Raw genomic sequence first — 23,253 nt, forward strand, 5'->3', positions numbered from 1 at the left:
GTGTCACACCCGCGCGGCGCGACCGGTCATCCATGGTGAGGACCCCGCGGCGCCGCGCGCGGATCCTCACCCGACGAGGCTCACCGCCCCGTCCCGTTCTCCGACGAGGAGGTCCCGCCGTGGACTGGAGTGAGAGGGCGAACTGCCGAGAGGCGGACCCGGACCTGTTCTTTCCCATCGGCGACAGAGGCCCGACGCTGGTGCAGATCGAGCGGGCGAAGGCGGTGTGCCACGACTGCCCCGTCCTGGAGCGGTGTCTGGACTGGGCCCTGCGATCCGGCCCCCTGGAGGGGATCTGGGGCGGCACCACCGAAGGCGAACGCCGTGCCCTGATGCGCCGCCCGGCCCCCGGCACCGACGCGGCCGCGGCCTGACCGGCACGTCCGCGAGCGCCGGTGCCGCCGCCGGCCCACCGTGTCACAGATCCCCACCCTCCCCGGTCATCACTGCGCGACCACTCGAGGAAGGTGGACACCAGTGTCGGACAAGGACTCAGCACATGTGCACGGAGCCGGGGAGCATGACGAGAAGGCGAGTTGGACGACAGCGGCCAGGATGCTCCAGGACGCCTCGCCGCTCACCGTCCCCGAGGGCGCTTCGGCGATGACCATCGAGGTCGAGTGGGAGCCCGGCGATCCAGGAACCCCTCCGCACCGTCACTCGGGCCCGGCGTTCGGGTACGTCGTCGAAGGAGCGGTCCTCGAGCTCGAGGGCGAGCCGGAGCGGGTCGTCGAGGCGGGCGGGACGTTCTGGGAGCCGGGCGGCGACGTCATCCACTACCAGGACGGCAACGCGCTGACGGACGCGCGGACCCGGTTCGTGGTGACCATGCTGTGCGCCCCTGGCAGGCCGATGCTCGAACTGGTCGACGAGCGGGAGCTGGCGGATCGCGCCCACCTGCGCGCCCCGCGGCCCACCGACTGACCCGTCCGTTCACCCGCCGGAACGATCGGCCCCTGCCCCGCACGATCCGTGCGGGGCAGGGGCCGCGCCCACGGTGCTTCTCCGCACCCCGGGCGCGCGCTGGGCGTCCCGGGTGCTCAGCCGAACTGGCCGGGCTGGTAGTCACCGGCGGGCTGCTGGTTGATGACGTTGATGCGGTTGTACGCGTTGATGACGGCGATCAGCGAGATCAGCGCGACCAACTGCTCCTCGTCGTAGTGCTTGGCCGCGTTCGCCCACGCCTCGTCGGTGACGCCGCCGGCGGCGTCGGCGATGCGGGTGCCCTGCTCGGCCACCTCCAGCGCGGCACGCTCGGCGTCGGTGAAGACGGTCGCCTCCCGCCAGGTCGCCACCAGGTTGAGGCGCTGCTGCGTCTCGCCCTCGGCGGCGGCGTCCTTGGTGTGCATGTCGGTGCAGAAGCCGCAGCCGTTGATCTGACTGGCGCGGATCTTGACCAGCTCCTGGGTGGCGACCGGCAGTGTCGAGTCGTGCACCACCTTGTTCGCCGAGTTGATGTGCTTGAGCACCTTGCCCGCGAAGGCGTTGGCGAAGAAGTCGATACGAGCGTCCATGGTGTGCTCCTCCTGGCGGTACGGCCGTTGCACCTTGATGACCGGAACACCCCGGCGCACTGTGACGGCCAACGGGTGTGACCTGCGTCTCACCGCAGCTGCCCGGCGGGGTGGCCCCGGCCCGGAGACCGGGGCCACCCCCGCGGACGTCACTTGTGCCGCGCGAGCCAGTCGGCGAAACGGGTCCCGGCCAGGTGCGCGTCGGGCCCGGGAAGCAGGGTGCTCTCCCGGAGCGCGGCGCCCCAGTACCGCGCGCCGGGGTCCGTGACGACCGTACGGGGGTCGCCCTTGGCGGCGAGGCCCTCGCGGACCATCTCGTCCAGCCGGAACGCCTCCGGTCCGGCGACCTCCACCACCCCGTTGACGGGCGCGCCCACGGCCGTACGGGCCACGGCGGCGGCCACGTCGTCGGAGTGGACCGGCTGGATCCTGACCGGGGCCAGCCGCACGGTGTCGCCGTCGGTCGCCGCGTCCGCGATGCCCTGCACGAACTCGAAGAACTGCGTGGCGTGGACGATGGAGTACGCAGTTCCGGACGCCCGGATCAGCTCCTCCTGCGCCAGCTTGGCACGGAAGTAGCCGCTCTCCTGGAGCCGGTCGGTGCCCACGACGGAGAGCGCGACGTGGTGGGTCGCACCGGCCTCCGCCTCCGCCTTGAGGAGGTTGGTGGTCGAGGTCCGGAAGAACTCCATGACGTCGTCGTCCGCGAACGAGGGCGAGTTCGACACGTCGACCACGACCGAAGCGCCCCGAAGGGCCTCGGCCAGGCCCTCACCGGTCAGCGTGTCGACCCCGGTGCCGGGCGCGGCCGGCACCGCCTCGTGCCCCTGTGCCCTGAGCTTGTCGACCAGCTTCGAGCCGATGAGCCCGGTGCCGCCGATCACTACGACCTTCATGAGGGGGATCCTCTCCGCCGTTTCCGTGGGCGGGGCGGGGTCCTGGGACGAACCGCTCGCCGCGCCTTCGTTGGTGTCTGCACCAGGAGAGACCGGACGGCGACGGCTTTTGTGACAGCGCGTTCGGGTGAACGGAGAGGAGGACCGTCCCGAGCGCCCGCCGGCCCGGTCCGAGGCCGTTCCCCGTCCCGGACGACGCCCGCGCTCAGTCGCTCAGGGCCGCGGCGTAGGGCAGCAGCTTCTCCGGGTTCATCACCCACATGATCCGGTCGATGCCCTCCGCGGACACGTCGACGGACAGCAGGGCCAGCGGGCTCTCGTCGACGGAGACGAGGACGGCCGGCCGCCCGTTGGCCTCGACCCACCGCGTCCGCGCGGGGGGCCAGAACCGTGGTGCGAAGGCGACGAGGTACCTGGAGACGTGCGGACGTCCCACGACCGGAATCCTCGAAGCGCCCCGGATCCCTCCGCCGTCCGCGTAGCTGACGACGTCGGCGGCGAGCACGTCCTCCAGCACCGCCAGGTCGCCCGTCTGCGCGGCGGCGAGGAACACCTCCAGCAGACGCCGGTGATCGGCGGGGCTGACCCGTTCCCCGCGCTCGGCGGCCAGATGCTTGCGCGCCCGGCTCACCAGCTGCCGGGCGTTGCCCTCGGACGTTTCCAGGATGTCCGCGACCTGCTTGTAGGGGTAGTCGAACGCCTCCCTCAGCACGTAGGCCGCCCGCTCCACCGGGTTCAGCCTTTCGAGGAGGAGGAGAACCGCCAGCTCCAGCGCCTCGGCGCGCTCCGCGCCCAGTTGCGGGTCATGACGGGTGTCGACCGGCTCGGGAAGCCACGGTCCGACGTAGGACTCCCGCCGCACCCGCGCGGACTGCGCGTGGTTGATGGCCAGCCGCGCGGTGATCGTGGTCAGGAAGGCCACGGGCTCGTGGACGGCGGCGCGGTCGGTGTTCTGCCACCGCAGCCACGTCTCCTGGAGGATGTCCTCGGCCTCGACGGCACTGCCCAGCACGCGGTACGCGATCCCGAACAGCTGCGGGCGCGCCGCGAGGAAGTCCCTCGTCGCCCGGTCGAGCGAATCGGCGTCGTCCCCAGCGTGCATGGTCGTCCCTCCCGGCTCAGGGGCCCACATGCTACAAGCCGCCCCGGCGGCGAGCGTCCGTGCCCGTCGTGCGGGACGCCGGTGGCCGGGGCGTGGGCGACCCCGGGGCGAACGGGCGATGAACGTCCGTGTCCCCTCGCCGTGTTCGGGCCGGGGCAGGGGAGTACGCGGGTGTCCGCTGGAGCAGAATCCACTGGTGCCGCCCACTCCCACCCGACCTGGAGAAGGCATGAAGCCGAGGATCCGACGTGCTGTCAGCCGTGTCCGTGTCACCGCCGTGCTCGCCACCGCCCTGCTGGCGACGGCGGCACCGGCGGCAGCCGCGGGCTCGGGCGCTCCCGGAGCGGGCGGCCCCGCGGTCCCGCTGCGGGTGGCGACGTACAACATCCACGCCGGGGCGGGCGAGGACCAGGTCTTCGACCTCGACCGCACCGCCGCGGCCCTGCGTGCTCTGCGTGCCGACGTGATCGGGCTCCAGGAAGTCGACGTGCACTGGGGCGCGCGGAGCGCGTTCGTCGACGAGGCCCGCGCGCTCGCCGAGAAGCTGGGCATGCGGGTCTTCTTCGCACCGATCTACGATCTGGACCCGGCCGTCCCGGGCGGCGAGCGCCGGCAGTTCGGTGTCGCCGTGCTGAGCCGCCACCCGGTGCTGGCCGCCGAGAACCACGAGATCACCCGGCTCTCCACCCAGACACCCGACCCGGTGCCGGCCCCGGTGCCCGGGTTCGCCGAAGTGGTGGTCAACGTGCGGGGCGCGCACGTCCACGTCTACTCGACGCACCTGGACTACCGGGCCGACCCGTCGGTCCGCGCGGCGCAGGTGGCGGACATGCTCGAGGTGCTGGCCGCCGATCGGGGACCGAAGGTCCTCGTCGGCGACTTCAACGCGGAGGCGACGGCTCCCGAGCTGGCGCCGCTGTGGCAGCGGCTGCGTGACGCCGCACCCGACGGCGGGGGCACCTATCCGGCGGGCGCCCCGGTCAAGCGGATCGACCTCGTGACCGTCTCGCCCGACGTCACCGTGACCGGTGCCCGGACGGTGGCGAGCGTGGCCTCGGACCACCGTCCCGTGGTCACGGACCTGACGGTGCGCCGCCGCGGCCACTGAACCGCCCGGAACGCGCCGTGAAGCGCGCCCCGTCCGCCGACGGCCGGCGGGTCAGTCCTGGTCGGCGACGCTCATCTCGCCCAGCAGGGACCAGTCGTCCTGCGCGAGCGTCGTGTTCACGACCCGGGGCGTCTCGGCGAGGTGGGGCGGCAGGGTCCGCTGCGCGGTCCTGAAGTGCTCGGACTGCACGTGCGCCGCTCCCGCCTCGTCGTCGCGGAAGGCCTCGACGAGGACGTACTCCGTCGGGTCCTCGACACTGCGGGACCAGTCGAACCACAGGCACCCCGGCTCCTCGCGGGTGGCCGCGGTGAACTCGGCGGCGATCTGCGGCCACTGGTCGGCGTACTCGGGACGGACACGGAACTTGGCGGTGATGAAGATCATCGGACTCCCTCATTGGTTCTTCGCGCCCGGACACACCACCCGATGGGGAACCAGTGCGTCCGTTTGCGCTGGTGATCGTAACCGACCCGGCCCGCGCCTCGGCGGCGCCGGTCCGGCGTACGGAAGTCAGGCCGGCATCACGCGCAGGCGCACGGGCGGGCGGGCGGCGGGTTCCGGCAGGCGCAGGGCCCGGGCGCCGGGCGTGATCGAACCGAGGACCCGGGGATGCCGGGCGCCGGTGCACGACGGGACCGTGCCGGCCAGGCCCTGCACGGTCAGGTACCCCAGGACGGCGAAGGCGTGGGCCTCCTTGGCCGCCGACGGCAGCCCTAGGTCGTCGGAGGTCCGCAGCGCGGTGCCGCGCAGCTCGGTGCGGAGCATGTCCATCAGCGTCGGGTTGCGGATGCCGCCGCCCGAGGCGACGACCTCGCTCGCACCGGTCGCGCGGACCGCGTCGGCGACCGTCCGGGCGGTGAGCCGGGTGACGGTGGCGACCACGTCCTCGGGCGGGAGCGGGTCACCGGCGTCCAGGGCGGCCCGCAGGTAGGGCCAGTGGAACAGCTCCTTGCCCGTCGTCTTGGGCGGCGGCTTCGCGTAGTACGGCTCGTCGAGGAGCCGGTGCAGCAGCGCGGCGTCGACGCTGCCCCGGGCGGCCAGCGCCCCGTCCCGGTCGTAGTCGAGCCGGCCGTCGGTGAGGGCGTGCACCGCCGCGTCGACGAGGGCGCAGGCGGGCCCGGTGTCGAAGGCCACCGGGTCACCCGTGGGGGCGGCCACCGTGAGATTGGCGATGCCGCCCAGGTTCAGGGCGGCGGGCGTACCGGGCCGCCCGCGCAGCCACATCACGTCGAAGAGGCTCACCAGGGGTGCGCCCTGGCCGCCGGCGGCGACGTCACGGGAGCGCAGGTCGGACACCACGGGGCGGCCGGTGGCCTCGGCGATCCAGGCGGGCGAGCCGATCTGCAGCGTGCCGTGCACCCGGCCCTCCTCGACCCAGTGGTACACGGTCTGGCCGTGCGAGACGACGAGGTCGGCGCGGCCGTCGCACAGCTCCCGGTCGGCCCGCCCGGCCAGGGCGGCGAAGGCCTGCCCGATCCGGGTGTCGAGCCGGCACACCTCCCGCATCGTCGTCGGCGCCGGCGGCAGTGCGGCCTTCAGGGCGGTCCGCAGCTCCGTCGGGTAGGGGGCGCTGACCATGCCCAGGGGGGTCAGCAGCAGGCTGTCGCCCCGGAGGGTGATGTCGGCCGCCGCGGCGTCGACCGCGTCGTGGGACGTGCCCGACATCAGGCCGATGATCCTCATCCGCACACCTCTTCTCCGGCCGGTCGGCCCGTCAGTCGCGCAACGCGCGACGGTGGTCGTCCCCGCGCAGGGTGAGCAGGGCGAACATGCTGACCGTGCAGGTCACGACCACGTAGTACGCGGGGATGTCGATGTCGCCGGTCCGCTCCACCGCTTCGGTGATGATCAGCCCGGCGCATCCGGAGAAGACCGCGTTGGACAGCGCGTACGCCAGTCCGAGACCGGTGTAGCGGACCGAGGTGGGGAACATCTCGGCGAGCATCGCCGGGCCGGGCCCGGCCATCAGGCCGACGACCGCACCGGCGGCGAACACCGCGAGGCCCTTGGCGGCCGTGGAGGCGGAGGCGTCCTGCAACAGGTTCAGCAGGGGGAAGGCGAGGACGGCCACGAGCAGTGCTCCGGCCGCCATCACCGCGCGCCGCCCGACGCGGTCGCTCAGCGCGCCCGCCGGGATGATGGAGAGCGCGAAACCCAGGTTGGCCAGGACCGTGGCGATCAGGGCCTGCTGGAACGTCGCGTCGAGCGTGCTCTGCAGATACGACGGCATGACGACCAGGAAGGTGTAGCCGGCCGCGGACCAGCCCATCAGCCGGCCGGCACCGAGCGCGATCGCCCTGGCCGTCTCACGGGCCGGGGCGGCAGCCGGCGGCTCCGGGCGCCGGGATTCCTCCCGGTGCGGGGCCCCGTTCCGGGTCCGCCGGAAGGAGGGGGTCTCCTCCAGCCTCAGCCGCAGCCACAGCGCGGCGAGTCCCAGGGGCAGGGTCAGCAGGAACGGCAGCCGCCAGCCCCACCCGTTGAGTTCGGACTCGGTCAGCAGGCTCGCCAGCAGGGCCGCGATGCCCGCGCCGGCGAGCAGACCGAGGGCCACGGTGAAGGACTGCCAGGCACCGTACAGACCGCGCCGCCCCGGCGGGGCGAACTCCGTCATGATCGAGACGGCGCCGCCGAACTCCCCGCCAGCGGAGAGGCCCTGAAGTACGCGCAGGAACGTCAGCAGCCAGGGCGCCGCGGCACCCAGCGTGGCGTACGTCGGCAGCAGGCCGATCAGGGTGGTGGCGCCGGTCATCAGACAGATGACGAGGATGAGCGTGGGGCGCCGTCCCATCCGGTCGCCCACCCGGCCGAAGAGGGCCGCGCCGACCGGGCGGAAGAAGAAGGCGAGCGCGAAGGACGCGTACGTCCTGACGAGCGCCTCGGCGTCGCTCCCGCCGTCGGGGGTGAAGAAGTTGGCGGCGATGACGGTGGCGAAGTATCCGTAGACGCCGAACTCGTACCACTCGATGAAGTTCCCGACCGACCCCGCCGCCAGCGCCCTGCGCGAGCGCGGTGGTTGTGCGGTCCCCTCGACGGGTTCGTGCACGGGCGTCGTCATATGGCCCCTCCCTCGTCAGGTCCGCCATGCGGAAGCAAGCGTTCCCTGACGGGAAGTTGTTTTCAGCCGATCGCCTGTCACATGTCAATAACTTTCATCGGGTGGCGCTGGAGGTGTCCTCCGACTGTTGCCGCTGCCGCTCGGTCGGTGGTCCTCGCCCTCCCGGCCCCTCACCCCGGGCCGGGGCCCGCGCCGCCCTGGAGGCGTTGCAGGTCGGAGGGGCGGACCTGGATGGCCACGACGGCGATCAGTGCGGCGAGCACGGCGAAGATCGCCGCCATGATGAACGCGGCCGAGACGCCGGCCGTGAGGACCTCGTCGGACCAGGGCGGTGGCAGCTCTCCGGTGCGCTGGAAGCGTTCGCGCTCGACCGGGGTCGCCTGCCGCAGGAAGCGGGGGATCTGTTTCTCCGCCTCGTTGCCGTTGGCCGTGCCGAACATCGTGACCAGGATGGACAGGCCGAGAGATCCGCCCACCTGCTGGGTGGCGTTGAGCAGGCCGGAGGCCGCGCCGGTCTCCCGCACGGGGACGTTGGACAGGGCCATGAGGGTCAGCGACACGAACTCCATGCCCATGCCGAGACTGAAGACCAGCATCGGGCCGAGGACGCTGCCGGCGTACGTGGAGTGGACGTCGGTCAGGGTCAGCCAGGCCAGGCCCACAGCCGCCAGGATGCCGCCCACCACCATGAATGGCTTCGGTCCGTACACGGGCAGGAACCGCGAGGCCAGCCCGGCGCCGATCGCGATGACCGCGCTGACCGGCAGGAAGGCGAGTCCGGCCTGGAGCGGGCTGAAGTCCAGCACGTTCTGCACGAAGAGCGTCAGGAAGAAGAACATGCCGAACATCGCCGCGGCCAGACACAGCATGATGCCGTACGTGCCCGCGCGGTTGCGGTCCGCGAACATGTGCAGCGGTGTGATCGGCTGCCGGGAGCGCCGCTCGACCAGGACGAACGCCGTGAGGCCGACGACCGCCGCACCGAACGAGACCAGGGTGAGGGCGTCCCGCCAGCCGTCCTGCGCGGCCCTGATGAAGCCGTAGACGAGCAGCACCATGCCCACGGTGGACAGGAGCGCGCCGGTGATGTCGAAGCGTCCCGGATGGCGTTCGGACTCCTTGATCCAGCGGGGGGTGGCGAGGGCGATGAGGATGCCGATGGGGATGTTGACGAACAGCACCCACCGCCAGTTCAGCCACTCGACGAGGACGCCGCCGGCCAGCAGCCCGATCGCACCGCCGCCCGCCGACACCGCGGCGAACACACCGAAGGCCCGGTTGCGTTCCGGCCCCTCGCGGAAGGTCGTGCTGATCAGGGCGAGGGACGTCGGGGAGGCGATGGCGCCGCCCATGCCCTGGAGGGCGCGGGCCGCCAGGAGTTGGCCCGCGTTCTGCGCGAGCCCGCCGAGCAGGGAGGCGAGTACGAAGAGCAGCACGCCGAAGACGAAGACGCGCCGTCTGCCGAGGATGTCGCCGGCCCGGCCGCCGAGCAGCAGCAGGCCGCCGAAGGTGAGGGTGTAGGCGTTGACCACCCACGACAGGCTGGTGGTGGAGAAGTCCAGGGAGCGCTGGATGTGCGGCAGCGCGATGTTCACGATGGTGATGTCCAGGACCACCATGAGCTGACATGCCGCGATGACCAGCAGGGCCACGGGACTTCCGTTACCGCCGGTCCTGCGGGCGGTGCTGCGGGATGCGGGTGCCGAGCGCGGACCGCTGGTCACACCGGGCGCCCTTTCGGGGAGTCCACCGTTCGACCGTACGCTCGCGGCCCGTTGGTCACCACTCGATCGCGGCAGCCCGGTAGTGCAACCCTCGGGTTGCGCCTGGGGGCCGGGATGTGCAACCGTGGAGTTGCACTCAATGGCATGCGGAAGGAGTTCCTGATGAGCGAGGACAGGATCGAGCGCGACACCCTGATCGAAGCCTCCCTGGAGAGGGTCTGGTCGCTGGTGGCCCAGCCCGGGTTCTGGGTGGCGGACAAGGCGAGCCTGCCCGGCACGGTGGCCAAGGAGGGCGACGTGCTGGTGGCGAAGAACCCCGAGCACGGTGACTTCCCGGTGCGGGTGGAGAAGGTCGAGCCGCCGACGTACCTGGCGTACCGCTGGACCAGCGCGTTCCCGGGGGAGGAACTGCGCGAGGACAACAGCACCCTGGTGGAGTTCACGCTCACGCGGGAGGGCGACCGGACACGGCTGCGCGTGGTGGAGAGCGGGTTCACGGCGCTGGCCGGGTCCGAGGACCTGCGCCGCCAGAACCTCAAGGACCACACCCAGGGCTGGCCGCTGGAGCTCGAGGCGCTCAAGTCGCGCGCCGAAGAGCCGTCGATGTGACGGGCGGGGGTCACGAGGCCGGCGCGGACGTCGACAGCGTGCTCGCCGCGCTGGCCGATCCCACGCGCCGGCAGGTGCTGGACGTCCTCGCCGCGCAGGGTGAGGCCACCGCGACGCGGCTGGCCGAGCGGCTGCCGGTGTCACGGCAGGCGGTGGTCAAGCACCTCGCCGTGCTGGACGCCGCCGGGCTGGTGTCGGGCAGCCGGGTCGGACGCGAGGTGCGCTACTCGGTGCGGCCGGTGGCCCTGGACACGACGGCCCGGTGGATGGGAGCCCTCGCGGCCGACTGGGACCGGCGGCTGGCACGCATCAAGCACATCGCCGAAGCGGCGGAGACAGCCGAAGCGGCGGAGGCAGCGGAGGCAGCCGAGGAGGCAGCGGAGGGGGATGCCCGATAGGGCCCGGGCGGGGTACGACCGAGGCCGCTGCGGCCCGGTGGGCGGCCTCCAGGCCCGTCGGACCGCAGCGGCCCCCGCGTGACGGGCGTGCGGGCGGCACCCGGTCCCGCGTGACGGGCCCCCGGGCGGCGACCCGGCCCCCGGACGGTCGCCCCCTGCCGTACGCCCTGCCGTACGAGCCGTTCCCGCGGGGCGCGCGGCAGGGGGCGACCCCCGGCCGTCACCGCCGGGCCCCGGTCCCGGTCAGGCCCACTCGCCGGGCGCCAGGTACCGGTAGCCGCCGCCGGCCTCCTCGGAGAGCCGGCCGACGACGCCGGCGAGACCGCGCTCGTTGATCCGGGCGTCATGGAACAGGAACGCCCGCCGCGGTCGCACCGCACGCACGAGATCGATCGCCTCCGCCGACTTCAGCCACGATCCCTGGGCCGGCACCAGGAGCGTCTCGACCGGCTGATCGGGCACGTGGACCAGCACCCGCCCCTCGTGCTCCAGCCGTACACAGGCATGGGTGTACTTCGTCATCCGCGTGGCGCCCCACCGCACAACCGCTGCCGCGCCCCGGACCGTCAACCGCTGGTGGTGCGGCCCGGGTTGCGGCGCTCCACGTACAGGCGGTCGCCCTCCGGGCCGGTCCACAGGGTCCGGCGCGACAGGGGAAACCCGGATGCCCCGGCCGGTGCCGGTCGGGTAGCGTGCGGACCATGTCGAGCCCCGAGTCGGACGAGGTGGGGGCTTACGGTCACGCCGTCAGCCCCCTGAACCACTGAGTCCGTAGTTCCGCCGTCCCGCCGCGCACCAGCGGCCGGACGAGCGCGCCCGGGGGCACTGACCGCGGTGACGAGACGCCTGTGCCGTGCCTCGCCCCACCCCGGAGCCACTCGATGCCTTTTCCCCTGTACCTGCTCGCCCTGGCCGTCTTCGCCATGGGCACCTCGGAGTTCATGCTCGCCGGCCTCCTCCCGGCCATCGCCGCCGACCTCGACGTGACCGTCGGGACGGCGGGCACGCTCACCTCGGCCTACGCGGTCGGCATGATCGTCGGCGCCCCGCTCGTCGCCGCCTCCACCCGCAACCGGCCGGGACGGAGCAGCCTCCTCTGCTTCGTCGTCGTGTTCTCGGCCGCTCACGCCGTCGGCGCCACCACCACGGCCTACCCGGTCCTGGTCGCCACCAGGGTCGTCGCCGCGCTCGCCAACGCCGGATTCCTCGCCGTCGCCCTGACGGCCGCCGCCGCGCTCGTCCCCGCCGACCGCAAGGGACGCGCACTGGCGGTCCTGCTGTCGGGCACGACGGTCGCCACCATCGCCGGTGTGCCGGCCGGATCGGCCCTCGGCACCCTGTTCGGCTGGCGGGCCACCTTCTGGGCCGTCGCCCTGTGCTGTCTGCCCGCGGCGCTCGGCATCCTCCTGGGCATGCCCGCGCGGCCCGCGACGCGGGACACCGCCGCCCGGCCGGCCCTGCGGTCGGAACTCGCGCAACTCGCCCGTGCGCGACTGGTCCTGGTGATGCTGCTCGGCGCCCTGGTGAACGCGGCGACCTTCGCGAGCTTCACCTTCCTCGCCCCGGTCGTGACGGACACCGCCGGCCTGGACGACCTGTGGATCCCCGTCGCCCTGGTGCTCTTCGGCGCCGGTTCCCTCACCGGAGTCACCCTCGCCGGGCGCGTCTCCGACCGGCACCCGCGACGCGTCGTCGCCGTCGGCGGCCCGCTGCTGCTCGCCGGCTGGCCCGCCCTGGCCGTCCTGGCCGACCGGCCGGCCGCCCTCCTCGCCCTAGTGTTCGTCCAGGGCGCCCTGTCGTTCGCACTGGGCAGCACCCTCATCACGCGGGTCCTCTACGAGGCGGCCGGAGCCCCCACCATGGCCGGCTCGTACGCGACCGCGGCACTCAACGCCGGGGCCGCCGTGGGACCGCTCGTCGCCGGCGCCACCCTCGACACCGCGGCCGGGAACCTCGGCCCGCTGTGGACCAGCACCCTCCTCGTCCTGGCCGCGCTGTCCCTCGCCCTCGCCTTCCGCGGCGGGCTCTCCACCGCGACACCGGACTGACGCGGCCCCCGAGGGGCGGCCGGTCCGCGCCCCGGCGCGCTGACATGCGATGATCGGCACATTGCCACGGGGCGCTGCCCGGCCGGACGGTGTGGCGACGTACGGCGTCCGGGCACCGCACCCAGGACCGACCGACAGGGCGGCGCCCCCTCGAACCCGGAGGGTGGAACCATGGCACAGCGCGCGGCGACCATCGTCGGCGGCGGGATCGGCGGCCTCGCGGCCGCCCTCGCCCTGCACCGCCGCGGCTGGCGGGTCGAAGTGCGGGAACGCGCACCGGAGTTCACCGAGATCGGCGCCGGCATCTCCCTGTGGCCCAACGCGCTGCACGCGCTCGGGGCACTCGGCCTGGCCGACGTCGTCCTGGCGCTCGGCGCCGTCGAGACCGCGGGAGGCGTACGCGACCGCCGGGGCCGTCACCTGTCCCGCACGGACAACGCGGAGCTGGAGCGCCGCTTCGGCCGTCCCCTGGTCGTCCTGCACCGTGCCGACCTGCTGCGGGTGCTCGCCGAGGCGCTGCCCGCCGGCAGCCTGCTCCCCGGCAGCGAGGTGTCCTCCGTCCGCCTCACCGACGACGGACACCCGGTCGTCACCCACGGCGGACACGAGTCCCGGCCCGGCCTCCTCATCGGCGCCGACGGACTGCGCAGCGCGGTCCGCCGCTCCCTGTGGCCCGACGCGCCCGGCCCCCGGTACGCCGGCTACACCGCCTGGCGCGCGGTCACCCGCCCCCTCACCACGCCGCGCCCCGAGGGCACCGTCACCTGGGGCCGCGGCGAGCGCTTCGGCTGCACCGCGCTGCCGGGTGGGCGGATGTACTGCTTCGCCACCGCCTCGCTGCCGGAGGGAACCCCCTCCGCCGGGTCCGAACACGCCGAACTGCTGCGCCGGTTCGGGTCCTGGCCGGACCCCGTGCCCGCCCTGCTGGCCGCCGTCCCCGAGGACGCGGTGCTCCGGCACGACCTGTACGACCTGCCGCCGCTGCCCACCTTCGTCCGAGGCCGGGTCGCACTGCTGGGCGACGCGGCCCACGCCATGACGCCCAACCTCGGCCAGGGTGCCTGCCAGGCACTGGAGGACGCGGTCACCCTCGCCCACTGCCTCGACGGCACCCCGGACGTGACCGCCGCCCTCCGCTCGTACGACCTGCTGCGCCGCCCGCGGACCCGGGCCGTCACCCGCCGCTCCGCCCGGCTCGGCACGATCGGGCAGCTGTCGTGGCCGCCCGCGGTGCTGCTGCGCGACACGGCCGCCCGGCTGATGCCGTCGCGCATGACGCTGCGGGCCATGACACCGGTACTCGGCTGGACCCCGCCCGGCCACCGCGCCACCGCGACGAACAGCGAGAACCCCTGATGCCGGACTGGACCTACCACCCCCTGCGCGGCCCGGCCGCCGCCGTACTCGGTGAACGCCGCGCACAGCGGGCCGCCCTGCGGCTGCTCGCCTCGATCGGCTCGCGCCCCGCCGGCGCGCGGCTGGTCGCCCACGCGTTCGGCCACCGTCATCCGCCCCCGCACCTCGCCGGCGACATCGCCGGCGCGCCCGTGCGGGTCCGCCTCGGCATCTGCGTCCCGCCCTCGCTCGCCCGTGAGGCGGTACGCGCCATGCCCCCGCTCGGAGCCGGTGCCGTCGAGGTGGCGCCGGTCACCGAGGCCGACGTCCGCACCGTGCGCGAGGCCGCCGCCGGCCGCTCCATACCCGTGCTCGTCCGGGCCGGCGACCCGGCCGCCGAGGCCGCCCTCGAACCGTACGTCGACGGGTTCACCAGCGGCGACGACCCGCACCTGGTCCATGTCTCCGACCCGTCCGTGACCGCCGCGGCCGCCGCCCTGGAGCAACCGGGCACCGTGGTCCTCGCCCGGCCCGCGGTGCTCGTCGAGGCCGGACCCGGCTGGTTCGCCCGGGTCACCGAGGCGGCCACGCCCACCGGGCCCGCGCCGTCCCTGCGCGAGGTCGGCCGCGATCCGCGCCGCTGGCCCGCCTGGTGGTGGGCGCTGCTCGTCGGTCTCGGCATGACGGGCGCCGGTCTCGGCGCCGCCGCGATCACCCTCGGGCCGGTGCTGCTCTGGTACGACCGCGACTACCTCGGCATGACGCTGCACGAACTGCACGCCGCCAACCACCACCTGGTGCACTTCCTCCAGCACGACCGGATCACCATGGCCGGCACCATGGTGGCGATCGGCGCCCTCTACACCGGCCTCGCCTGGGGCGGGATCAGACGCGGCTGGCCCTGGGCCCGCGAGGCGTACCTGCTGTCCGGGGCGGTCGGCTTCCCCACCCTCTTCTACTTCCTGGCCACCGGGTTCGTGGAGCCCCTGCACACCGCCACGGCGCTCGTGCTGTTCCCGATGTTCGTCGCCGCGGTCCGCCGCACGCCGCACCCACCGCGCCGGCGGGTGGTCCCCGAGGGGCCGGAGCGGGAGCGCCGCAGGGCACTGGTCGGCCAACTGCTGCTCATCGTCACGGGAGCGGGGCTGTTCGTCGGCGGAGCGGTGATCTCGGTGATCGGTCTGACCGGTGTCTTCGTGCCGACCGACCTGGCCTTCCTCGGCACCGGCACCGAGGAGCTGGAAGCCGTCACTCCCCGGCTCGTGCCGTTCATCGCCCACGACCGGGCGGGGTTCGGCGGCGCCCTGATGTCCGCCGCCGTGGCGATCCTGCTGCTCAGCGCCTGGGGCTGGCGGCGGGGCGAGAGCTGGGTGTTCTGGACGCTGGCCGCGGCGGCGGCCGCGGGCTTCCTGCCGGCCGTCGTGGTGCACGGCGTGATCCACTACACGGACTTCGTCCACCTCGCCCCGGTCTACTTCGGCATCGCCACGACCACCACCGGCCTGCTCCTGGCCCGGCCGTACCTCCGCGCCGAAGGGCAGGGCGGAACCGCCGGCCCACCCGGCGAGCCGGGCGTTACGCGGTGAAGCGGTGGCTGCCCGAGCCGACCCGTGGACGGCGCGGCCGTCCTCCGCAGGGAGGAAGGCCGCGCCGGCGTGGGTGACCGCACCCGGACTGTCCGCCGGGATCCGCCCCTCGCGCCGTGGTCACCTCACGGATGGCTCACGAGGTTCGCCACGTTGGTAGCGGAGTTGGAGGGACCTCCGCGGTCGTTGATGACGTGCCGGATGGTTCCCGTCCCGCCGAGGGAGACCGTCACCATGTTCTGGAAGCGCACGTTCGGGTTGTTGGGGACTTCGAAGGCGTGCTCGGCGGTGACGCCGGGGTCGACGTTGAAGTAGCAGTAGCTGCCGAGCCCGTACGCCTGGTGGCTGGTCACGTGGTCGGCGACCTTGTAGGCCGCGTAGCCCTGCGTGGAACCGTTCATCCAGGCCGCCTGGTTGGGCGGGTCGTAGGGCATCTCGTTCTGGTAGAAGTACGTCCGCCCGCCGTTGCCGTTCCAGATCGTCTGGTGCTTCTGGTAGTGCTCGACGAACAGGCCGTACATCGTCACGTTGTCGCCGTTGACGACGAGGCCGGTGTCGGCGGTGTTGGTGTTCCAGCCGATGCCGTTGCCGTGATCGCCGCGCCAGATCCACATGTGGTCACCGATGACGTGGTCGCTGTTGACGACCAGGCTGGTGGTGGCTTTGCCGGCGTGGGCGCCGCCGACCCGGAAGTACACGTCGTGCAGGGACGTGGGGTTGGCCGCGTGGCCGGCGGAGGCGCCGGACGGGCCGACCTCCATGAGCGTCCGTGAGTTGGTGGTGCCCGCGTCGAACAGGACACCGGCGATCTTCACGCCGTCCACGTCGGCGACCGTCATCGCCGTGACGCCGTTGTCCGGGACGAAGGTGGCGAGTCCCAGTCCGAGCACCACGGTGTCCGGCCGGGTCACCCGCAGGGTCTCGCTCAGGTGGTAGACACCCGGGGTGACCAGCAGGTTCTTCCCCTCGGCCAGCGCCGCGTTGATCTGCGCGGCGGTGGCGCCCGGCTTGACCACGTGGAACCGGTCCATGCCGAGCGAGCTGCCGGGCGCCGTTCCGTTCGCCCAGGTGGTCGCCGTGGAGTCGGTCCGCAGCGCGGGCACGAAGACCCGGTAGGCGCCCGCCGCGTCGACGTACAGGAAGGGCTTCTCGCGCACCGTCGGCGTCCGGCCGACCGTGGTGTAGGGCGGGTTGGGGAAGCTGGTGCCCGGGACGCCCTGGCTGCCGACGAAGACCATGTTCCAGTTCGAGCCGGTCCAGCTGCCGAGCTGGGAGTTGCGGGTCAGCCACTGCTGCTGGGTACCGGAGCGCACCTGGCCGTCGATCTTGCTGTCGGCCATGAAGCCGCCACTGGACCAGCCGCCGTCACTGAGTTCCAGGTTGCCCCGCACATGCATGCGCCGGTACCCCGAGGCCTGCGACACCGCCCACCGGTCCGTGCCGCCGGTCGGGTTCACCGAGAGGTTCTCGGCTCCGCGCCAGAAGTTCTGGGTGGCGTTCTGCGGCGGGAACCAGTCCGCCTCGACGTGCACGGCACCGTTGATGGTGACCGCGTCGGGCGACTGGCCCAGGCCCAGGACCTGCGTGTAGAAGCCGACGTTGACGTCGTTGCTGTACGTGCCCGGCTTGAACAGGATCGCGTGGCGCTGGGAGCCGAACTGGTTCGTCTCCTGCTGCTGGAAGATCGAGTCCAGTCGGCTCTGGATGGTCGACGACGGCATCGAGGGGTCGAAGACCGCCACGTTGGGACCGAGGTCGACGTCCCCCGGCGCGGTGCTCGCGGGCGTGACCTGGAAGCGCTGGGCCGCCGAGCCGTTGCAGGTGTACTGCACCAGCTGCACGCTGTCGGCCGTCGAGGCGGACGGCACGTCGAGGCACTTGCCGCTGTGCCGGTTGACGAAGTGGTAGGCGCCGCCGCCCTCGTCGACCGGCAGCCACTGCTGGTTGTTGCCGCCGCCGTACGTCCACAGGTGCACGGCCGCGTTGTCGGCGGTGGACACGTCGCTGACGTCCATCACCTGCCGGGCGTCGTTGCGGTTGTCGACGCGTACGTAGCCGTCACCGGTGGAGGTGAAACTCCACTGCTGCGCCGTGGTGTTGTTGCAGGTGTACTGCTGTACGGCCGTGCCGTTGACCGTGCCGGCCGCCCGGGCGTCCAGACACTTCCCGCTGCCGCTGTTCACGACGGTCGACCATCCCGTCGGCAGCGCGGCGGCCACGGCCGAGGCGCCCGAGGGGCCGGAGACGTCGGCGGCCCGGGCCGGCTGGAGGGCGGTGAGGGCCGAGGCGGCGGTGGCGGCGGCCACCAGCACGGCGGTCCACGGGCCGCGGACACGGCTCACCGGGGTGCTGCCGGACCGGCCGCCGGGGCGTGGTCGCGAGGGTCTGTGCATCGGTTCTTCTCCTGTCCGCCGGGGCGGCTCGAGTGGGGCTTCTCCTGCCGTCGTCCACCATTGATTGGCGTGTCTATGACATGCCTGCGGTGCCAGGGGTGCGGCGTTCGGTGACGGCTGTGCGGCAGGTGGGGGGAGGGAAGGGGAGGAGTGCTGCGCCGTGGTCCGCTCTTGCTTACTTCAGTTCGTGATTTAAGGAGTGATGTAAATTCCTGTCAAGGGTTTGGTCCGGTCCGGAAGGGCGGCCGGCCTCGCGGCCGGCCGCCCGGGATCAGGCCGTCGCCGGCATGATGTGCTCGCTGATGAGGCGCAGTTGCTCGTCGGCGTCCGCCACCCCGTCCAACTCCCGGCCGGTGAAGGCCCGTACCAGCCGTCGGTCCGTGAGGGCGCAGATGACGTGGTTCACGCCGCTGGGCGCGATCTGGGTGCGGATCTTCTCCGCGCATTCGTCCGGGGTGCCCGCGATGGACAGGCGCTCGGCGACCTCCGGTGTGGTGAGTTCGATGCCCCTCGCCAGGTCGCCGGCCGCGATCGCTTCGATCACCGGTTTCAGCTCGGCGGGGTCGACCCCGTTGCGGCGCACTTGCTCCTCCGGCATGGAGGAGGCGTAGATGCCCACCATGCTGCGGGCCGCCTCCTTGGCCCGCCGGGAGTCGTGCCCGGTGGCGAACACCACCCACGCCGCGATGTCCAGCGAGCGCCAGTCCTTGCCCGCCCGCTCCGCGCCCGCCCTGATGTGGCGGACCGCGTAGTCGTAGGCCTCCGCGGTGTAGCTCAGGGCGTGGTGGCACCCGTCGGACAACTCCCCGGCCGCCTCGAAGGACTTGGGGCCCCGCATGGCTCCGAGCTTGAGGGGCACGCGCGGCTGGACCGGGCGGGCGAAGGTGAACAGCCCGTCGTAGGAGTAGAACTCGCCGCGGTGCGTGAGCGTGCCCTCGTCCAGCAGCGTCCGCACCACGTGCAGCGCCTCCTTGACCCGGGAGAGGGGCCGGGTGCGGGTCCAGTCGATGCCGTACTGCGCCAGCAGGCCGAAGTTGCCGCTGGACAGCACGGCTTCGGCCCGCCCGTCGGAGAGTTCGTCGAGCGTGGCGAGGGCCTGGGCGATCAGTGTCGGTTCGCGCAGGGTGACCGGGGAGACGCTCGGGCCCAGGCGGATGGTGCGCGTCTGGCCGGCGGCCACGGCGAACAGCAGCCACAGGTCCTTGTGCCAGGTCTCGTCCGCGGCGTAACAGGCGTAGAAGCCCAGCTCGTCGGCGAGTCTGATGGAGGCCAGCGAGTCCTGCAGCGGGTAGTCGGGTAACAGCGCGTAACTGAACCTCATGGGTGTGTCCTCTCCGGCCTGAGCCAAGCGGTCACCAGCCCGCCCAGTGTCCAGCCGGGTCCCCGCGACTGGCCAGGGCCCGTACGGACGCGACCGGACATGGCGCGTCCCTGCCCACTTCCGGCGTATTTCCGGCAGACGGGGTTCACCCGTGCCGTACGCAGGGCTTCCGGGGCCCGGCGACGGGGGCGGGCGTATCCCCGCCCCCGTCGCCGCCCCTGACGTCCGACCAGAGGTCGGAAGCGCACGCAGCGCCTCCGGCCTCGCGTGAACGGGCCCTCACCGGATCACACCAGGCGCCACAGGTGGTCGGCGGTGCCGTTGTCGTCGTACTGGACGACCTGTGCGCTGTTCGCGGTCGACATGCCGTCCACGCCCAGCACCTTGCCGCTGTGCCGGTTGCGGACGCGGAACCAGCCGTCCCCGTCGTCGACGAGCGTCCACAGGTGGTCGGCGGTGCCGTTGTCCTCGTACTGCACGACGCGTGCGCTGTTCGCGGTCGACATGCCGTCGACCCCCAGCACCTTGCCGCTGTGGCCGTTGCGGATCACGTACCAGCCCTCGCCCCGGTCCAGGAGCTGCCAGGCGTGGTCGCCCGTACCGGTGTTGTCGAACTGGACGACGCGCGCGCTGTTCTCCAGGGACATGCCGTCGACGGCGAGGACCTTGCCGCTGTGCCGGTTCGCGATCCGGCGGAACGGCGGTTCCGGCGTCCAGGGCCGACCGTCGGGCGAGGCGGTGGGGAAGGCCGTGACGCGCAGCCGCGCCGCCCCCATCGGTATCAGCGTCACGGTCTCCACGGGCGCGACGCTGCGGGCCGGACCGCTCTGCAGCGGCGCGACCACGTGCTCGTCGTCCGCGCCCCACTCCTCGATGCGCCGGGACTCGGCGGTGATGCGGACCGGGACGGTGTCGTGGGTGAAGGGGTTGTCGGGGACCGGCCCGGCGTCGCGGGTCAGGCGCAGCCGGGGCGACGGGGTCAGGCCGTAGTTCCAGGGGGTGGTGGCGTGCACCTCGTACGAGGGGAAGGCGTCGTCGCCCGCGTACCGGTCGTAACGCTCCCCGATCCGCAGGGAGTACGTCAGGGGGCCGTGCTGGACGCTCACGGCGTCGTGCTGGTCCGGCCAGTGGCGCAGCGTGGTCCGCTGCGGGAGCCGCAGGGTCACCACGTCGCCGTCGTGCCACGTGCGCTCGACGGAGGCCCAGGCCGGTCCGTCCGCGACGGTCACCGGGCGGCCGTTGACCCGCAGTTCCGGTCCGCTGCACCAACCGGGCACCCGCAGCCGGAGCGGGAAGCGCACCGGACGGGAGGGCGAGACGGTCAGCGTGACGGTCTCGGTGAAGGGATAGCCGGTGTCCTCGGTGACCGTCACCTCGGTGCCTCCCGCGACCCGGGCACGCACCGTGCACGGCGCGTACATCGCGGCGGCCAGGCCCCCGTCGGGACTGCCCAGCCAGAGCTCCTCGGTGAAGTACGGCCAGCCCATGCCGTAGTTGTGCGGGCAGCAGCGGTACTGGTCGACGCCCGGGTGGAAGGCCTGCATGGCGAAGCCGTTCTGGAACTGGCCCTGTGTCTTGGTCCTGTTGTCCAGGTCGACGCTGTTGGCGCTGGTGACGTAGTGGATGGACCTGCCCCGCGGATCGAGGGAGGCGGGCAGCATGTTGAACGCCAGGTCCTCGCAGCGGTCCGCCCACACCGGGTCGCCGGTGATCCTCGTGAGCAGTTCGTGGCTCGCCATGAACTCGACGATGCCGCAGGTCTCGAACCCCTGCCGGGGGTCCGTGAAGCCGGGCCGGTAGTTCTCGTCCCCCGCCATGCCGCCGCCGGGGAACCGCCCGTAGACGTCCATGACGCGGTCGTAGGCGCGGTAGGTGGCCCGGGTCAGCTCCGCGGAGCCGGTGACCTGCGCGTACTGGGCGGGTTCACGGAACCCCTGCGCGATGTTGACGTTGTGCCGGGAGGGGGTGGCGCCCGTCCAGTCCGCACCCAGTGTGTGCATCTTGGCGGCCAGGTCGAGCAGGAACGGCTCCCCGGTGCGGCGGTGCAGCCACACGGCGATGTCGAGCCCGTCCCCCCAGCGGTAGGAGATCCAGCTGCTGTCGAAGGCGCCGGGCCCCTGGGCGTTCATGAACCGCAGGAAGCGGACGAGGAAGGGCACGACGCGGGTGTCCCCCGTGAACTCCTCGTGGGTGCGCAGCGCCTGGAGCAGGGGCAGGAAGGGCCAGAAGTCCGGTCCGCCGCCCAGCGACGTGCGCAGGGCGCGCGGTCCGAAGAAGCCGTCGCCCTGCTGGGTGGCGAGGATCGCGTCGATCCACTCCCGCGAGCGGGCCAGGGCGGAGGCGTCACCGGTGGCGACGGCCAGCGGCACGTAGCCGCGCAGCCAGTACGGCACCTCCTCCCACCCGCCGCGCTCCGGATGCACCCACCCGGTGGCCGAGAAGTCGAGGAAGTGCGACACGCTCTCGTACCGGCCGCACAGACCGTCGAGTTGGAGCCCGAGCTGGCCGGCCAGCCAGCCGCGCGCGGTGACGCTGCCGGCGGGCAGTTTGCGGAAGGCGTCGGGCAGGGGTGCGGCGGCCGGCCGCCGGGGCGCGGCCGACGCGGACGGGGCGAGCGGACCGCCCAGCGCGGCGGCGCCGATGCCCAGGGCACCGGCACCGAGGAGGGTGCGTCTGTCGACAGGCATGCGGATGCTCCTGTTCCGGGCCGGGAGACGTCCGTGCGGCGGGGCCGGGGCCGGGGCCGACCGCCGGGCGCACCCCGCCGGCTCGTCCCGTGCGCACGTCCGCCCGCACGGCGCGCCACGGGTGCGGGCGAGCCGGGCCGTCCGGACCGGCGGTGCGGGGGACGTGCCGGTCTCCGGGTCCGCTGCTGCGCACGAACCGTCTCCTTCGAGGACGGGTGGTGGCTCGTTGCTCGGTCTCTACAACGTTGGAAGGCTCAGTCGGGATGACAGCACGGGACCGCGGGTGGTGTCCAGGGCCATGACGAAGACCGTCGCGCCGCCCGGAAGGAGGAATCCGCGCCCCGCCGCCGACCCGGGCCGTAAGATCTAGTGATCTCGTGGGGGGTGGTCATGGGCAGGCAGCGTCCCGGCGTACCGACGCTGGAGGAGGTGGCCGCGCTCGCCGGTGTGGGGCGGGGCACCGTATCCCGCGTCATCAACAACGCGGCGGGCGTGAAGGATTCGACGCGCCGCGCCGTGCAGCGGGCCATCGCCGAACTGGGGTACGTCCCCAACCTGGCGGCCCGTTCGCTGGCGGGCCGGCGCGCGGACGCCGTGGCACTGGTCATGACGGAGCCGGACTGGCGCCAGTTCGGTGAGCCGTTCTTCTCGGAGATCGTCCGGTCCGTCGGCGACGCCCTGACCGACACCAAGGTGCAGCTGCTGCTCACCCTGGTCCGCACGGATGCCGAACGGCAGCGCCTGGTGGAGTACGCGCGCGGCGGCCGGGTCGACGGCGTCATGCTGATGTCCGTGCACGCCGAGGACGCGCTGCCCGACATGCTGGCCGAGGTGGGACTGCCGACGGTCCTGCTGGGGCGCCGCTCCGGCGACGAGAGCGTGACCTACGTCGACGCGGACAACGTCGGGGGAGCGCGCAGCGCGGTGGCGCACCTGCTCGGCCGCGGCCGCCGCGCCGTCGCGGCCATCACCGGGCCGCTCGACATGTACGTGGCCCAGTGCCGGCTGCGCGGTTACCGCGAGGCGCTGGAGCGGGCGGATGTCGAGGGCAGGCCCTCCTGGATCGTCCAGGGCGACTTCTCGGAGGACAGCGGACGCCGGGCGATGGCCGAACTCATCGAGCGGGCCCCGGAGGTCGACGCCGTCTTCGCCGCGTCGGACACCATGGCCGCAGGGGCCCTGACCGCCCTGCGCGCGGCGGGCCGCCGGGTCCCGGAGGACGTCGCGGTGATCGGGTTCGACGACTTCCCGCTCGCCCGGCGCACGGAGCCGCAGCTGACGACGGTCCGCCAGCCGCTGGAGCAGATCGGCCGCGCCATGGTGCGGCTGCTGCTGGAGGAGATGGAGGACTCGGCGGTGGCCTGGCGGCACGTCATCCTCCGTACGGAACTGGTGCTCCGCGACTCGGCCTGAGCCGGCCCGGCTCGCCCTGGGATCGACACCGGAGGGGTCCTCGCCCGCCCCGCCCTGCTCGATG

20 protein-coding genes are annotated in these 23,253 nt (G+C 73.1%); 9 read left to right on the forward strand and 11 right to left on the reverse strand.

The genetic code is table 11. From position 1 onward, the window contains the following. Window positions 1-119: 119 nt before the first annotated feature. Both FHX78_RS34470 and FHX78_RS34475 read left to right on the forward strand, forming a co-directional pair. A complete protein-coding gene (locus FHX78_RS34470; RefSeq protein WP_145871259.1) occupies window positions 120-374 on the forward strand; it encodes a WhiB family transcriptional regulator in 255 nt (84 codons plus the stop codon). Window positions 375-555: 181 nt separating this feature from the next. Beyond that, window positions 556-924: a cupin domain-containing protein gene (locus FHX78_RS34475; protein WP_167532019.1), complete on the forward strand. Its 369-nt coding sequence runs from the start codon at window positions 556-558 to the stop codon at window positions 922-924. A 116-nt stretch (window positions 925-1,040) separates the two neighbouring features. Here the strand turns inward: FHX78_RS34475 and FHX78_RS34480 are convergent, their stop codons facing one another. The 3 genes from FHX78_RS34480 to FHX78_RS34490 form a co-directional block, all read right to left on the reverse strand. Beyond that, window positions 1,041-1,514, reverse strand: a complete 474-nt coding sequence (locus FHX78_RS34480) for a carboxymuconolactone decarboxylase family protein (RefSeq protein ID WP_145871261.1) — start codon at window positions 1,512-1,514, stop codon at window positions 1,041-1,043. 149 nt (window positions 1,515-1,663) lie between these two features. Then, window positions 1,664-2,410: an SDR family oxidoreductase gene (locus FHX78_RS34485; RefSeq protein WP_145871262.1), complete on the reverse strand. Its 747-nt coding sequence runs from the start codon at window positions 2,408-2,410 to the stop codon at window positions 1,664-1,666. Window positions 2,411-2,615: 205 nt separating this feature from the next. Continuing rightward, window positions 2,616-3,512 (reverse strand): RNA polymerase sigma-70 factor, encoded by an 897-nt coding sequence (locus FHX78_RS34490; RefSeq protein WP_145871263.1) that lies wholly within the window; start codon window positions 3,510-3,512, stop codon window positions 2,616-2,618. A 229-nt stretch (window positions 3,513-3,741) separates the two neighbouring features. Here FHX78_RS34490 and FHX78_RS34495 point away from each other — a divergent pair, with 229 nt between their 5' ends. Further along, a complete protein-coding gene (locus FHX78_RS34495; protein ID WP_145871264.1) occupies window positions 3,742-4,620 on the forward strand; it encodes an endonuclease/exonuclease/phosphatase family protein in 879 nt (292 codons plus the stop codon). A gap of 51 nt (window positions 4,621-4,671) precedes the next feature. On the opposite strand, the gene FHX78_RS34500 is transcribed toward FHX78_RS34495, so the two are convergent. From FHX78_RS34500 to FHX78_RS34515, 4 genes are all read right to left on the reverse strand, one after another. Further along, the gene (locus FHX78_RS34500) at window positions 4,672-5,004 is read right to left on the reverse strand and encodes a putative quinol monooxygenase (protein WP_145871265.1); all 333 of its coding nucleotides are present in this window, start codon (window positions 5,002-5,004) and stop codon (window positions 4,672-4,674) included. 126 nt (window positions 5,005-5,130) lie between these two features. Continuing rightward, entirely contained in the window at window positions 5,131-6,303 is a 1,173-nt protein-coding gene (locus tag FHX78_RS34505) for an anhydro-N-acetylmuramic acid kinase (protein ID WP_145871266.1), read from the reverse strand. A gap of 31 nt (window positions 6,304-6,334) precedes the next feature. Further along, entirely contained in the window at window positions 6,335-7,675 is a 1,341-nt protein-coding gene (locus tag FHX78_RS34510) for an MFS transporter (RefSeq protein ID WP_145871267.1), read from the reverse strand. A 170-nt stretch (window positions 7,676-7,845) separates the two neighbouring features. After that, window positions 7,846-9,327, reverse strand: coding sequence for an MFS transporter (locus tag FHX78_RS34515; protein ID WP_145871268.1), 1,482 nt, complete (start codon window positions 9,325-9,327; stop codon window positions 7,846-7,848). Between the two features lie 234 nt (window positions 9,328-9,561). On the opposite strand from FHX78_RS34515, the gene FHX78_RS34520 reads away from it, so the two are divergent. Both FHX78_RS34520 and FHX78_RS34525 read left to right on the forward strand, forming a co-directional pair. Next, entirely contained in the window at window positions 9,562-10,008 is a 447-nt protein-coding gene (locus tag FHX78_RS34520; protein WP_145871269.1) for an SRPBCC domain-containing protein, read from the forward strand. Further along, on the forward strand, window positions 10,005-10,406 hold the full coding sequence (locus FHX78_RS34525; protein ID WP_145871270.1) for an ArsR/SmtB family transcription factor: 402 nt from the start codon (window positions 10,005-10,007) through the stop codon (window positions 10,404-10,406). The genes FHX78_RS34520 and FHX78_RS34525 overlap by 4 nt, the downstream gene beginning before the upstream one ends. Before the next feature lie 243 nt (window positions 10,407-10,649). On the opposite strand, the gene FHX78_RS34530 is transcribed toward FHX78_RS34525, so the two are convergent. Further along, a complete protein-coding gene (locus FHX78_RS34530; RefSeq protein WP_145871271.1) occupies window positions 10,650-10,928 on the reverse strand; it encodes a hypothetical protein in 279 nt (92 codons plus the stop codon). 359 nt (window positions 10,929-11,287) lie between these two features. On the opposite strand from FHX78_RS34530, the gene FHX78_RS34535 reads away from it, so the two are divergent. The 3 genes from FHX78_RS34535 to FHX78_RS34545 all read left to right on the forward strand — a co-directional run bounded on the left by FHX78_RS34535 (window position 11,288) and on the right by FHX78_RS34545 (window position 15,375). Beyond that, window positions 11,288-12,454 carry a Cmx/CmrA family chloramphenicol efflux MFS transporter gene (locus tag FHX78_RS34535; RefSeq protein ID WP_145871272.1) on the forward strand — a complete coding sequence of 389 codons (1,167 nt, stop codon included), beginning with the start codon at window positions 11,288-11,290 and terminating at the stop codon, window positions 12,452-12,454. Window positions 12,455-12,625: 171 nt separating this feature from the next. Further along, window positions 12,626-13,810: an FAD-dependent monooxygenase gene (locus FHX78_RS34540; protein WP_145871273.1), complete on the forward strand. Its 1,185-nt coding sequence runs from the start codon at window positions 12,626-12,628 to the stop codon at window positions 13,808-13,810. Then, window positions 13,810-15,375, forward strand: coding sequence for a hypothetical protein (locus FHX78_RS34545; RefSeq protein ID WP_145871274.1), 1,566 nt, complete (start codon window positions 13,810-13,812; stop codon window positions 15,373-15,375). The genes FHX78_RS34540 and FHX78_RS34545 overlap by 1 nt, the downstream gene beginning before the upstream one ends. 125 nt (window positions 15,376-15,500) lie before the next feature. Here FHX78_RS34545 and FHX78_RS34550 read toward each other — a convergent pair whose 3' ends face one another. The 3 genes from FHX78_RS34550 to FHX78_RS34560 form a co-directional block, all read right to left on the reverse strand. Next, window positions 15,501-17,768, reverse strand: coding sequence for an RICIN domain-containing protein (locus FHX78_RS34550; RefSeq protein ID WP_145871275.1), 2,268 nt, complete (start codon window positions 17,766-17,768; stop codon window positions 15,501-15,503). Between the two features lie 271 nt (window positions 17,769-18,039). Beyond that, complete coding sequence (locus FHX78_RS34555; RefSeq protein ID WP_145871276.1) at window positions 18,040-19,089, reverse strand: LLM class flavin-dependent oxidoreductase; 1,050 nt, start codon at window positions 19,087-19,089, stop codon at window positions 18,040-18,042. A 287-nt stretch (window positions 19,090-19,376) separates the two neighbouring features. Next, a complete protein-coding gene (locus tag FHX78_RS34560) occupies window positions 19,377-21,776 on the reverse strand; it encodes an RICIN domain-containing protein (protein WP_145871277.1) in 2,400 nt (799 codons plus the stop codon). A gap of 390 nt (window positions 21,777-22,166) precedes the next feature. On the opposite strand from FHX78_RS34560, the gene FHX78_RS34565 reads away from it, so the two are divergent. Beyond that, window positions 22,167-23,189, forward strand: coding sequence for a LacI family DNA-binding transcriptional regulator (locus tag FHX78_RS34565; protein WP_145871278.1), 1,023 nt, complete (start codon window positions 22,167-22,169; stop codon window positions 23,187-23,189). Window positions 23,190-23,253: the final 64 nt, after the last annotated feature.

It is taken from the genome of Streptomyces capillispiralis (assembly GCF_007829875.1).
Lineage (GTDB): Bacteria > Actinomycetota > Actinomycetes > Streptomycetales > Streptomycetaceae > Streptomyces > Streptomyces capillispiralis.